This is a genomic window from Bradyrhizobium sp. P5_C11_2 (assembly GCF_054049755.1).
Genome location: NZ_JBFULT010000185.1, coordinates 1 through 12,607 on the forward strand (window position 1 = coordinate 1; position 12,607 = coordinate 12,607).

12 protein-coding genes are annotated in these 12,607 nt (G+C 63.8%); 4 read left to right on the forward strand and 8 right to left on the reverse strand.

The annotated features are described in order from the left end of the window. Together ACXJL8_RS18685 and ACXJL8_RS18690 are read right to left on the reverse strand one after the other, a co-directional pair. A partial coding sequence (locus tag ACXJL8_RS18685; RefSeq protein ID WP_456685381.1) for an efflux RND transporter permease subunit occupies nucleotides 1-2,282 on the reverse strand: 2,282 nt, incomplete at its 3' end. Nucleotides 2,283-2,544: 262 nt separating this feature from the next. Beyond that, a complete protein-coding gene (locus ACXJL8_RS18690) occupies nucleotides 2,545-3,651 on the reverse strand; it encodes an efflux RND transporter periplasmic adaptor subunit (RefSeq protein WP_456620398.1) in 1,107 nt (368 codons plus the stop codon). 246 nt (nucleotides 3,652-3,897) lie between these two features. Here ACXJL8_RS18690 and ACXJL8_RS18695 point away from each other — a divergent pair, with 246 nt between their 5' ends. Next, nucleotides 3,898-4,284, forward strand: coding sequence for a hypothetical protein (locus ACXJL8_RS18695; RefSeq protein WP_456620397.1), 387 nt, complete (start codon nucleotides 3,898-3,900; stop codon nucleotides 4,282-4,284). A 255-nt stretch (nucleotides 4,285-4,539) separates the two neighbouring features. On the opposite strand, the gene ACXJL8_RS18700 is transcribed toward ACXJL8_RS18695, so the two are convergent. Beyond that, on the reverse strand, nucleotides 4,540-5,871 hold the full coding sequence (locus ACXJL8_RS18700) for an MFS transporter (protein ID WP_456685382.1): 1,332 nt from the start codon (nucleotides 5,869-5,871) through the stop codon (nucleotides 4,540-4,542). A gap of 79 nt (nucleotides 5,872-5,950) precedes the next feature. Here ACXJL8_RS18700 and ACXJL8_RS18705 point away from each other — a divergent pair, with 79 nt between their 5' ends. Beyond that, a complete protein-coding gene (locus ACXJL8_RS18705) occupies nucleotides 5,951-6,379 on the forward strand; it encodes a ribosomal maturation YjgA family protein (RefSeq protein WP_456685383.1) in 429 nt (142 codons plus the stop codon). Between the two features lie 6 nt (nucleotides 6,380-6,385). On the opposite strand, the gene ACXJL8_RS18710 is transcribed toward ACXJL8_RS18705, so the two are convergent. Then, entirely contained in the window at nucleotides 6,386-7,375 is a 990-nt protein-coding gene (locus ACXJL8_RS18710; RefSeq protein WP_456685384.1) for a LacI family DNA-binding transcriptional regulator, read from the reverse strand. Between the two features lie 250 nt (nucleotides 7,376-7,625). Here ACXJL8_RS18710 and ACXJL8_RS18715 point away from each other — a divergent pair, with 250 nt between their 5' ends. Further along, on the forward strand, nucleotides 7,626-8,564 hold the full coding sequence (locus tag ACXJL8_RS18715; RefSeq protein WP_456620393.1) for a DUF1932 domain-containing protein: 939 nt from the start codon (nucleotides 7,626-7,628) through the stop codon (nucleotides 8,562-8,564). 17 nt (nucleotides 8,565-8,581) lie between these two features. Here the strand turns inward: ACXJL8_RS18715 and ACXJL8_RS18720 are convergent, their stop codons facing one another. The 4 genes from ACXJL8_RS18720 to ACXJL8_RS18735 all read right to left on the reverse strand — a co-directional run bounded on the left by ACXJL8_RS18720 (nucleotide 8,582) and on the right by ACXJL8_RS18735 (nucleotide 12,136). Further along, nucleotides 8,582-9,742 carry a winged helix-turn-helix domain-containing protein gene (locus ACXJL8_RS18720; RefSeq protein WP_456620493.1) on the reverse strand — a complete coding sequence of 387 codons (1,161 nt, stop codon included), beginning with the start codon at nucleotides 9,740-9,742 and terminating at the stop codon, nucleotides 8,582-8,584. Nucleotides 9,743-9,859: 117 nt separating this feature from the next. Then, complete coding sequence (locus tag ACXJL8_RS18725) at nucleotides 9,860-10,093, reverse strand: hypothetical protein (RefSeq protein WP_456620392.1); 234 nt, start codon at nucleotides 10,091-10,093, stop codon at nucleotides 9,860-9,862. Nucleotides 10,094-10,214: 121 nt separating this feature from the next. Continuing rightward, nucleotides 10,215-10,460 carry a hypothetical protein gene (locus ACXJL8_RS18730; protein ID WP_456620391.1) on the reverse strand — a complete coding sequence of 82 codons (246 nt, stop codon included), beginning with the start codon at nucleotides 10,458-10,460 and terminating at the stop codon, nucleotides 10,215-10,217. A 251-nt stretch (nucleotides 10,461-10,711) separates the two neighbouring features. Then, on the reverse strand, nucleotides 10,712-12,136 hold the full coding sequence (locus ACXJL8_RS18735) for a caspase family protein (RefSeq protein ID WP_456620390.1): 1,425 nt from the start codon (nucleotides 12,134-12,136) through the stop codon (nucleotides 10,712-10,714). A 195-nt stretch (nucleotides 12,137-12,331) separates the two neighbouring features. On the opposite strand from ACXJL8_RS18735, the gene ACXJL8_RS18740 reads away from it, so the two are divergent. Continuing rightward, nucleotides 12,332-12,607 (forward strand): hypothetical protein (locus ACXJL8_RS18740; RefSeq protein ID WP_456685385.1); only part of this gene is annotated, 276 nt, incomplete at its 3' end.

A 12,607-nucleotide genomic window follows, 5' to 3' on the forward strand; every position in this document is an offset into this window, starting at 1 on the left:
GAGACAGCGCGTGCGACCACGCCGACCTTCTCGATGCCGTCGCGTATGGTCGTGACCTGCGCGCCGGAGATCAGCATGGCAAGCGCCTGCGAGACGTCCTGCGGGGTCAGGCCCATGGCACGGGCGCGATCCTGGTCGACGACGAGCTTCAGGTAGGGCGACTGCTCGTTCCAGTCGAGCTGGACGTCCTTGACGCTCTTGTTCTGCCGCATGACGTCGCGGACCTGATAGGCGATCTCGCGCACCTTGTTGGCGTCGGGCCCGATCACGCGGAACTGGACCGGGAAGCCGACCGGCGGACCGAAATTGAAGCGATCGACGCGGACGCGCGCCTCGCTCAGCATGCCGTCGGCGGCCGCGCCCTCGATCTTCGCCTTGATGCGCTCGCGTGCCTCGACGCCCTTGGCGACGATGACGATCTCGGCGAAGGCCTCGTTCGGAAGCTGCGGATTGAGGCCCAGCCAGAAGCGCGGCGAACCCTGGCCGACATAGGCCGTGTAGGTCTCGATGTCCTTGTCGTCCTTCAGCAGCGTCTCGGCCGTCTTCACCGCCTTTTCGGTGACGTTGAAGGCGGTGCCCTCAGGCAAGCGGAGCTGGAGGAACAGCTCGGGCCGCTCCGACAGCGGGAAGAACTGCTGCTGGACGTGACCGAAGCCGACGATGGAAGCGATGAAGACGCCGACGGTCGCGACCACGACGGTGATGCGGTGGTTGACGCACCACTGCACGATGGCACGCAGGCCGCGGTACATGCGGGTCTCGTAGACCGCATGCGGATCGTGATTGTGATGCACCTTGATGTTGGGCAGCAGCATGACGCCGATATAGGGCGTGAAGATCACCGCCACGAACCAGGAGGCGACCAGTGCGATCGCCACGATCCAGAAGATGCTGCCGGCATATTCGCCGACCGCGGAATTGGCAAAGCCGATGGGGAGGAAGCCAGCGGCCGTGACCAGCGTTCCCGTGAGCATCGGAAACGCGGTGGATTCCCAGGCAAAGGAGGCCGCGCGGAAACGGTCCCAGCCCTGCTCCATCTTCACCACCATCATCTCGACCGCGATGATGGCGTCGTCGACGAGCAGGCCGAGCGCGATGATCAGCGCGCCGAGCGTGATGCGGTGCAGGTCGAGCGACATCGTGTTCATGACGATGAAGACGATGCCGAGCACCAGCGGCACGGACAGCGCGACCACGATGCCGGTGCGCCAGCCGAGCGCCAGGAACGACACGAACAGCACGATGACGAGGGCTTCCATGAAGGAGTGCACGAACTCGCCGACGGCGTGCTCGACCACCTTGGGCTGGTCGGCGATGAGCCGGACGTCGACGCCCTGCGGCACCGCCTTCATGAATTCGGCGGTGGCCTTCTCGACCTCCTTGCCGAGATCGAGGATGTTGGCGCCCTTGGCAGTGACGACGCCGATGCCGATGGCGGGCTTGCCTTCCTGGCGGACGACGAAGCTCGGCGGATCGACATAGCCGTGGGTGACGGTGGCGATGTCGCCGAGCCGGAAGACGCGGCCGTTGCTCTCGACCGGGGTCTCGGCCACCGCCTTGGCGCCGTCAAGCGCGCCGGTGACGCGCAGCGGCACGCGCTGCGACGAGGTCTCGACGGTGCCGGCCGGGGTCACGTTGTTCTGCTTGGCGAGCGAGTCGAACAGCGCCTGCGGCGTGATGCCGAGGGTGGCGAGCTTGGCGTGGGAGAATTCGACGAAGATGCGCTCGTCCTGATTGCCGTAGACGTCGACCTTGGTCACGCCGGGCACCTTCAGAAGGCGCTGACGGAATCCTTCCGAGACCTTCTTGAGCTGGGCATAGTCGGCGCCGTCGCCGGTCATCATGTAGAGGATGGAATCGACGTCGGAGAATTCGTCGTTGACGACGGGCCCCAGAATGCCGGAGGGCAGCTGGCCCTGCACGTCGACCAGCTTCTTGCGCAGGAGATAGAAGAGATAGGGCACGTCCTTCGGCGGCGTGGAATCGCGGAAGGTGACCTGGAGCGCGGTGAAGGCGGGCTTGGAATAGGTCTGCACCTTCTCGAAATAGGGCAGCTCCTGGAGCTTCTTCTCGATGGGATCGGCGACCTGGGTCTGCATCTCCTGCGCGGTCGCGCCCGGCCAGATCACGGAGACGTTGACCACCTTCACCGTGAAGAACGGATCCTCGGCGCGGCCGAGCTTCTGATAGGAGAAGAAGCCTGCGACGCCGAGCACGAGCATCAGGAACAGGACCAGCGTCGGATGGCTGACGGCCCAGGCCGAAAGGTTGAAGCGCTTCATCGCTCTCTCCGCAAGACGATCCAATTGCCAAAAACGACAGCCACTCTGTTAAATCCGTCGTCGCGAGGCAGCGAAGCAATCCAGGGGGCTGGGCAGATTCTGGATCGCTTCGCCGCTTCAGCCTTCGCATTTGCGCGACGGCCGAAACTCACCTCACACGACGAAACTTACTTCTCGTGTCATTCCGGGATGGTCCGAAGGACCAGACCCGGAATCTCGGGATTCCGGGTTCGCCCTTCGGGGCGCCCCGGAATGACCGAAACTAGAAAGACAGTGACGAGACGATCCGCACCTTCTGGCTCGGATCGAGCTTCTGCACGCCAAGCGCAACGATCTTGGCGCCTTCTTCCACGCCGCTGGTGATGACGACGTCGTTGCTCTCGTAGGACTTCACCACGACCGGCTTCAGCGTGACCGCGCCGTTGTCGTCGACGACGTAGAAGGACGGCTTGCCGCCTTCGTTGAACAGCGCCGAGAGCGGCAGCCGCGCGACGCGCTCGGTTGCCGCGTCCGACAGCGTCAGCGTCGCGGTCATGCCGAGCGAGACCTTGTCGTCGGCCTCCGGCAACGAGAACTTTGCGAGATAGGTGCGCGTGGCGGTATCCGCGGTGGGCGCGATCTCGCGCAGCTTCGCGGCGTACTTCTTGTTGGGCTCCGACCAAAGGGTGACGCTGGCGGCGCCCGACTTGGCACGTCCGACCAGCGTCTCAGGGATCGCGACGACCGCTTCCTTCTCGGCAAAGCGGGCGACACGGATCGAAGCCTGGCCCGCGGCGACCACCTGGCCGGGCTCGATCAGCGTTGCGGTGACGACGCCACGGGCGTCGGCGTTGAGCGTCGCGTAGGAAAGGGAGTTCTTGGTCAGCCCGACCGAGCGCTCGGCCCGGTTCAGGCGCGCGCGGGCCTCGTCGGCGGCGGCGCGGCTCGAATCCATCTGCGCATCGGTGGTCCAGCCCTTGGCCTTCAGATCCTTGGCGCGCTGCTCGGCAGCGGCGGCCTGGGCCAGCACGCCGGTGGCGGCGGTCTGCTCGGCCACGGACTGCTCGGCCTGGAGCTTCAGGTCGATCTCATCGAGGGTCGCAAGCGGCTGGCCGATCTCGACGGTCTGGCCGACCTCGACCAGGCGTTTGGCGACCTTGCCGGCGACGCGGAAACCGAGATCGCTCTCGATCCGGGGCCGGACCGTGCCGACAAAACTGCGCTCCGGCGTCTCGGCATCATAATGGGCGGTCGCCACCAGAACCGGCCGCGGCGGCTCGGCTTTCTGGGCAACCGTGTCATTGCATCCGGCCAGCGCCGCGGCCATCAGGGCCAGCGACACACCTGCCAAGAGCTTGGAATAGCTCGATAAAATCGACCGGACGAACATCGGAGGACACTCCAGCGGCTGCGTTGGGAGGAATGTCGACTAATCACTGTTAAAAGTCAATATTCGTCAGTCATCAGGAATCTGTGATCATTAAGGGGTGGTAAGCCGCCCGCCCTAAGAACAAACAGTGAATGTACACTTTATGTTCTAATATATTCTCACTTGTTCCCGTGATTCTTCAGTTTTTCTCAGTCGTCTCTCAGTCGCGCCTTGCAGTTGGAACGCGGCCATGCTTTAAACTGAAGTATGACGATCAAATTGCGCGAGCCCGCCTATCGCGACATCCGCCAAGATTTAAAGGCGCGGATGATCTCGGCCGCCGCGAAACGCGACGAGTATCAGAAGCAGATGAAGGCACTCGATGACGAAGTGCTGATGCTCACAAAGCTGCTCGATCAAGAAGAGAGCCGCTTCGGCTCGCGCGAACCCGAAACAACGGGAGCGTCTGAAACGCTCTCAACCTTCATCCTCGAAAGCCTGGCGCGCGGCAGAATGAACAAGGATGGGCTTAGGAACTTCGCCGAGAGCCAAGGCCTCGTCGTGGACGGTCGGTCTCTTCACGCAACAATTATAAACTTGGTCCGTTCCGGCAAGGTCAAACAGGTCTCGGACGGATTCTACGATTTGCCTTAGGGCAAAAAAGAATTGGGCCCTGGAGGCACCCAGGACCCATTGGTAGGTGTTCTAGAACACCTGCTAAACCTCCCCGGTCTCCAAAACCGGGTATCAGGGCGGCGGCGCCTCGGGTTCACCCCTGAGGCGCCGTTAGCGTTTAGTGCTTGGGAACATAGGAATTCTGCTCGAATCTGTCGAGGGTTAATTGCACCGTCGAGAGCCGGCTATGCGCTTGCGCGAGCCTAACGAGCCCAAGATGACAGGCTGTTGGCCTCAGCGCCCCTGTTCGGCGAACTCGTGCTTGCTGTCGTGGCCGCCGATGAAGACCAGGATGCCGGCGATCAGGGGCAGCACCGCGAGCACCAGCAATCCCGTCGAGGTCTGGCCCGTGGCTTCCTTGACCCAGCCGATCAAATACGGGCCACCGAAGCCGGCGAGATTGCCGATCGAGTTGATCAGCGCGATGGCGCCGGCGGCCGCGGTGCCGGAGAGCCAGGCGGTCGGCAGGGTCCAGAACACACCAAAACAGCAGAACACACCGATCGCGGCGACCGTCAGCACCACCATCGTCATGGTGGGATCGGTGAGATAGCTGGAGACGCCGAGCGCGACGGCGGTGAGCAGCAGCGGCGCGCCAACATGCATCACGCGCTCGCGCGTGGCATCGGAATGCCGCGCCCACAGGATCATGGCGATGGTGCCGAACAGATACGGGATCGCGGTGACGAAGCCGGTCTGGGCGTTGGTGAGGCCGAACGCCTTGACGATCTGGGGCAGCCAGAACTGCATGCCGTAGAGCGCGCCGACGAAGCCGAAATAGACCAGGCTCAGCATGATCACCTTCGGCGACGACAGTGCTTCGCCGAGCGTGAGGTGCTTCACCGCCTGCTTGGCGGCAATCTCGGCATCGAGCCTCGTCTTGAGCCACGCCTTCTGMTCGGCCGAAAGCCAGTCCGCCTTCTCCGGCCTGTCGGTGAGATAGAACCAGGTGACGATGCCGAGCAGCACCGAGGGAATGCCCTCGATGATGAACAGCCACTGCCAGCCCTTCAGGCCCATCACGCCGTCAAGCCCGAGCAACAGGCCCGAGACCGGCGCGCCGATCACGGTCGAGACCGGCACCGCGACTGCGAACGCAGCGAGGAAGCGGGCACGATATTCGGCCGGATACCAATAGGTGAGATAGAGGATGATGCCGGGGAAGAAGCCGGCCTCGGCGACGCCAAGCAGGAAGCGCAGGATGTAAAAACTCCATTCGCCGGACACCGTCGCCATCAGCGCCGAGATAATGCCCCAGGTCACCATGATGCGGGCGATCCAGCGGCTGGCGCCGAACTTTTCCAGCGCGAGGTTGCTCGGCACCTCGAAGATGAAATAGCCGATGAAGAAGATGCCGGCGCCCCAGGAGAAGATCAGCGGCGTGAACTTCAGCTCCGCGTTCATGGTCAGCGCGGCGAAGCCGAGATTGACGCGGTCGAGATAGGAGAAGAAGTAGGCCAGCACCAGGAACGGAATCAGGCGCCAGGAGATGGCGCGGATGGTCGAGGTCTCGATCGCGCTCTTGGCTGCGCCGGCGGCACCGGCATAGGTCGTGGTCTGGCTCATGGCTTCCCCCGGGGTTGTTGCTTTTATGGACTGAGGAGCGGTTTTGAGCATCACAAGCAAAGAGTCAATGGAACGAGCAATGCACGGAGCGCAACCGGACAAACCAGTTGCGCCGTTGCGAACATCCCTGATTCGCGCCGCCCTCGCCCTCGCGGTGATCATCTGCGGGCTCTCCTTGCGCTGGTACGGCTTTCCGCTCGGCCTTCCCGCCTTCGTCGTGAAGTATGGTGGCTCGCTGTTGTGGGCGACCATGGTGTTCCTGCTGGTCGGGGTTTTGCGGCCACGCCTGTCGCGGATGCAGATCGCAGCCATTGCGGTGGCGATTGCGGTCGTGGTCGAGTTTTCGCGGCTCGTGCACACACCCTGGCTCGACGCGTTCCGGCTGACCACCGCAGGCGCGCTGCTATTGGGGCGGATCTTCTCGCTGTGGAATTTGGTGGCCTACCTCATCGGCATCGTGGCCGGCATCTGGCTCGACAGCCGCGTCGCAAGATTCCTCATCCGGTAGCGCCGTTCAACTCGCAACAGRCCGGCTCGACTCCCGAATGATCAGCTCCGTCCGCACGGTGAGACCACGGCCGCGCTCGATCTCGTCGCCCCGCATCCGTTCCAGCAGCATGGTCGCGGCGTGGCGGCCCATGGCCGCGAGATCCCACTCGATCGCCGTGATGGACGGCGCGTGCAATTCGGCCAGGTCGGAATCGCTGCCGGCCACCACCGAAATCCCCTCCCCGACGGCAATGCCCATTGTCCGCAGCGCTCGCAGGCAGCCGCCGAGCGTGTCCATCGCAGCGACGAAGAGAGCGGTCGGGCGATCCTTAAGGCTCATGAGCGAGGTGGTGGCCCGGTAGGCGTCTTCGCCCGAGAGCACATTGTCTTGCAACAGCCTCGGATCCGGCGTGATTGCTGCGGCCGAATACGCCTCACGAAATCCCTCCAGGCGGCTTCGCGACGGAAACGCCTTGATATCGCCGACGAGCATCGCGATCCGCCGGTGCCCGAGGCCGAGCAGATGGCTCGTCGCAAGGCGCGCACCGTGACGATGATCGGCCGTGACGCGATCGAGCGCTTCGATGCTGTCTCGGTCGATGAGCAGGACTGGCATCGGAGCCTCCGACAGCGCCATGCGCACGTCCCGGTGCTCCTCATCACTCAGCGTCATCATCACGCCGTCCACCCGGCGTCTGCGGAAGGCGCGCAACAGCGAGACCTCGACGTCCGGGCGGTTGGTCGTGCTCGCCAGGAGCAGGGTATATCCGGCCTCGCGCAGCACCGCCTCGGCCTCCTTGATGAACAGCGCAAAGCGCGGGATGTCGAAATCGCGAATGGCGCAGGCCACGAGCCGCGACCGCCCCGCGCGCATGCTCTGCGCCGTGACGTCGACCTCATAGCCGAGATCAGCCATGGCCTTTTCGACGCGCACGCGCAGCTCTCGGGTCACCGTGGGATGATCATTGAGCACGCGGGACACCGTGCCGACGGCGACGCCGGCCTCCCGGGCCACGTCCCTGACCTTGACGGTTTGCGATCGGCGCATCTGTATCGACATGCTGCAATATGAACCGGTTCATTGCCTTCTGACAATCTTTTCCGACCTAAAGTGCCGAAAAATTGGTCACCTGCTAGAAAAAATCTTCTTACGATGAACCGGTTCATTGACTCCGGTGCCGGACTTGGCAGAATGGCGGCAGCGGCGAAGGCCGCACGAGGAGACCTCATCCTCTCCATCGGATGGATCCGGAGACATCTCAGCCATGGCGCAGCCCAAGATCGCCTTCGTTGGGTTTGGTGAGGCCGCGCGGTGCTTCGCATCGCATCTGGCGGCTCAGACCGGCGCGCCGATCGCCGCGTTCTGTCAGGGCAAGACGAACGCACCGCCCTACTCACAGGCCTTTCGCACGGTGGCGGCCGGATGCGGCGTCACGCTTGTCGAGCGGCTGGACGATCTGGCGGAGGCGGACGTGATCTTTTCCGCCGTCGTCGTTGCCGTCGCAGCCGAGACCGGCGAGGCCATATCCAGGATCGTGCGTCCCGGCTGCCTCGTGGTGGACATCAACGCCGCGACTCCGCGGACGAAGAAGCGTGTCGCCGCAGCCGTGGAGGCACGCGGCGGCGTGTTCGCGGACGCGAACCTGATGGGGTCGGTCGACCTCTATGGCGCCGCGGTCCCGCTCTATACGTCAGGCAGCGGCGCCGAGCGCTTCGCCGACATATTCAGGCCGCTCGGCTTCCGCATCGAGGTGGCAGGCCCCGAAGCCGGTACGGCGGCGGCCGTGAAGATGCTGCGCAGCGTGGTGACGAAAGGCATGGAGGCGCTGCTGGTCGAGGCGCTGACCGCCGCGACCCTCGCCGGCGTGCGCCCTGAGACCATGCGCGGGCTTTGCGCGTCGATGGATGCCACCACGTTCAGCAAATTCCTGGACATGTGCGTTCGCTCCGACGTGCTGCATGCCGAGCGCCGCGCCGTGGAAATGGATGGGGTGGCGGCGGGCCTGCGGGAATTGGGCTTCGATCCCCTGATGACGACCGCCACGACGGAGCGATTGAAAGCCTCGGCGCGACTGGGGTTGCGGGAGGAGTTCGCGCAGCGCTCCGGCTATTCGGCCGACGAGGTGCTGGACCGCTACGCGCATGTGCTGTCCGGTCCGGGAAGCGCGCCATCCGGCTCGCACGAGCTCAAGGATACGCCGTAGACAGGCGATGAACACGCTCACTCCGCGAGTTGAAACCGTTCGAAGCGATCGAGCTCCTCCTCGATCTTCTGATTGAGCTCCTTGCGCGCCGCCGTCTTCTTGCCCTGCCCGACCCAGGTCCATTTCTGCATCAGCAGCTTCTTGTCCTGCCGATCGGTCTTGAGGTCGAGCGCGGCGACGATCTCGTCGCCGACCAGCACCGGCAGCGCGAAGTAGCCGAGCTTGCGCTTGGCCTTCGGCACATAGGCTTCGAACAGATGGTTGTAGCCGAAGATGAGGCTGGTGCGCTTGCGCTGGATGATCAGGGGATCGAACGGCGACAGGATGTGGACGAGATCCGGCGGCACCTCGCCCGGCTCCAGCGCCGCGGGCGGCACCCAATGCTCCTGCTTGCCGGCGCCGTCGATCGTCACGGGCACGAGCTCGCCGCGGCGGACGTGCGTGGCGATCAGGCCTGCGACCGCCTTCTTGCTCGGCGCGTCGAGATGGCAGACCGAATCAAGGCTCACCACGCCCTGCGACCGCAACGCGCGATCGAGCAGATAGGCCGTGATGTCCTTTGCCGAGGCCGGCTTCGGCAGCTTGTCCCAGCCGAAATGCCGCGTCATCAGCTCATAGGTCTTGAGCATGCCCTGGCGCGCGCTGACGGTCGCGACGCCGGTATAGAAGGCGAGCTGCAACGCCCGCTTCGACGGCTTGCGGCTCTGCCAGAGATGCTCCTTCTCGGTGAGGACGTCGTCCTCGATGTCGCGGATCGTCAGCGGACCGGCACGAAGCAGCCGCATCACCTTGCGCGTGTCGGCCGGCGTCACCGAGGCATGCCATTTGTGTCCCTCGCGGCGGTGCTCGCGCATCGCCGGCAGGAAGAAGCGGAAGTCGTTCGCCGGCACGTAGGACAGTGCATGAGTCCAGTATTCGAACACGCTTCTGTCGACGCTCTGGGCGTGGCGCAGGTCGGCGCGGCGATAGGACGGGATGCGGCTGAACAGGATGTGGTGGTGGCAGCGCTCGATCACGTTGATGGTGTCGATCTGCACATAGCCGAGATGGGCGACCGCCTCGGCAACGGCCTGCGCGCCCTCTCCGAACGGCGCACGCACGTCCAGCCGCTGGGCATGCAGCCAGATCTGCCGGGCTTGCGTCGTCGAGAGCGGAAGAGGTTTCGGTGCGCGGGGCATTGCGGAATGCAATGTAGCGAGATTCGCGCCAAGAAAAAGCCGAAGGCAAGGAAGCGGGCATATGAAAAAGCCGCGCTGCCATCTGCTGACAGCGCAGCCGGTTGAGGAGGCCGAGGCCTACTTCATCATGTAATGCATGCAGGCGCTTTTCATCTTGCCGTTGCTCATGTCGGTATTGGCCATGGCCATTTCCTTGTTCGCCGCCATCTTGGCCGGCGTGTCGGCGGTGCCCATCATCGTGGCCGTCGATTTCATCATGTTCTCGCCGGTGCACGCCATCATGGCGGCGGAGGCGGGGGACAACGAAAGAGTGAACGCGACAAAAGCTGCGGTCGTGAGCAAGATCTTCATAGAAAAGTCTCCTCCGTAAAACGAAACCGGCGTCATGCCGGCCTTCGCAATTACGTAGTCTCTGGCGCAGACGTTTCGTGGAGAAGACAGTCTTCTTGCTGCGATGCGAAAGCGAAGCGGCTCAGTGGCCATCCTTCGGCGCTTTGGACCGGTTCCCGACGCTGCCTGTCGCGATATCCGGCTCGCACAGGGCCCTGCCCCGTCCCTCCGCCTGGCAGCGATAGACGCTGCCGGTGAGGCGGTCGACCAGCCACATGTTCTCGTCGGTCGGACCTTCGAGCCCGACATAGCGGGAGGTCAGGCCCGTGATCAGCGTCGACAGCAGGATCGCCACCGCGATCATCGCCGCGCCGATGTAGATAGCCATTGAGCTCAGGGACACTGTCCGATCCGGCGGGCCACTGCGATAGAGCTGGTAGTCACCTGGCCTCGGCACTGGATGGAACTCTGCTCCTCTGATCCGGGGTTGTCGGATGAAGGCTTTGGCTAGGCGCGCATCTGGCCAAATTCTTGTTCGCAGGCGGGCCATGCGGCGACGGCTTTGCGACGATCGATGTACGCAGATTTCCAACAGGGGAAAGGCGGCCCGGTTTGGGCCGCCCCGTCGCCTTTTGCCTCTCAGCGGCGACCGAACAATCCGCCCATCATGCCGCCGAGCAGACCGCCGGGGCCGCCCATGCCACCGCCACCGCCACCGCCGCCGCCACTACCATGATAACGCCGGCCGCCACCACCGGAGGACCGGCGACGCGCCGGCTCGTCACCGGAATCGTCGGACCCGGCGACGCGGGTCGAGACGATCTCGGACTGCAACGCCTTGTGCTGGAGCTTGTTGAGGTAGCCGGTTGCCGGATAGCCGCGCGCGGCCTGCCAGCGCTTGATCACCGTGCGGGTCTCGTCGTCGAACTTCCCGGTCGCCTTGATGTCGAAGCCGAGGCCGGTGAGACGGCGCTGCACGTCGCGGCGCAGGTTCTTGTCCAGCCCGATCTGGTCTTCGGAGATCTGATCGGCCGCTTCGGTGAAGGTTGCGGGATCGACGCCAGCGGTGAGGTTGCGCGTCGTCGTGGAGGGACCGTCCTGGATCACGGCGATGCGGGCGAGCGCCAGCGACTTGAAGGTGCCGTTCGGATAATTGGTCAGGTAGGCGTTGAGCTCCTCGACCTTGTTGGTGTCCCTGATCGAGCGCCAGAACTCGAGCTCGATGTCGGAGCCTTGCTTGGTCGCGGCCGACACCGGCGCGTTGGACGGATCGATCGTGGCCGCAGCCGACGCGCCAGCCGGATTGAGATAGACGTTGCCGGTGAGATTGGTGTGGCCCCAGGGCAGCTGCGCCTTGTTGGTCTCGTCATTGACCTGGGCACGGACCTTGGTCATCGCCTGCTGGATCTCGATGCCGGGCTGGGCGATGTTGGCGAGGAGCGCGCGGGTGAACGGGCTGTTGGTGCCGGCCTCGCCGTCGAGCGCGGTCTGGCCGGGACCGGTGGCAAAAGCAATCAGCGTGCCCTCGCCCGACTTCATCTCGGCGAGGCCAGTCTGCACATTGACGGAGCGCGTCGCCTTGGCCGATCGGATCTTTGCCGCGAACGGGTTATCACGGCAGGCGTCCAGGAATACGAGCTTCACCTTCGCGTCCGACATGGTCTGATCGAGCGTGAGGTCGACATTGATGGCGGCACCCAGCTTGACGTCCATCTCGGATTTGAGATCGGCATCGACAGGCAGCAGATAGTTGGTGCCGTTCACCGCGATGCCATGGCCGGCATAGAAGAACACGGCGACATCGGCGGCTTCGCTCTTCTTGCCAAACTCCAAAAGCTTTGCGGTCATGGCATCGCGGGTGAGGTTGGAGCCCTCGACGACATCGAAACCGACATTGCGCAGCACCCTGGCCATCGCTTTGGAATCGATCGCGGGGTTGGGGAGCTGCGGGACATTCTTGTAGGCGGAGTTGCCGACCACGAAGGCGACGCGCTTGTCGGCGAAAGCGGCGCTGCCGCTGACGAGAAATACTGCGATTGAAATTGCTGCGATTAAGAAGCGCATGACCATTCTCCCCTGATCCAAACTTCCTCGCTGCTCTCGGATCAGCCCGAGCCGATCCGATGAGAGCAATCTGACCCAGTTCACAACGACGCACTGTGATCTGGATCACTCGGGGATTTCTGCTGCTCGAACCGAGCTGGGAGACGCTGCGACGGCTACTTTTCAGGCGGCAGTCGCAAGAGGCAACAACGGCTGGTGACGAGCAATGCCGAAGATTGTACCCGCATGGGCCGCGAGTCCAGAGAATCGCGGGAAACGATCGCGAAAACACGGGCAGGATTTGCACGCGGCTTTCGAGGACTGAATGCGACAGCGTGGCTTCCTGACGCAGGCCTTGTGCTGCACCGGGCCATTGCCGCTGGCTGGGTGCCATGGATGTCGATCAGCTTCGGCGCTAGGATGCGAATGGAATTTCGGCCAATGCCGAATGTGATCCGCATCACGTCAGGGCATTTGAACCTGCCCTACGCT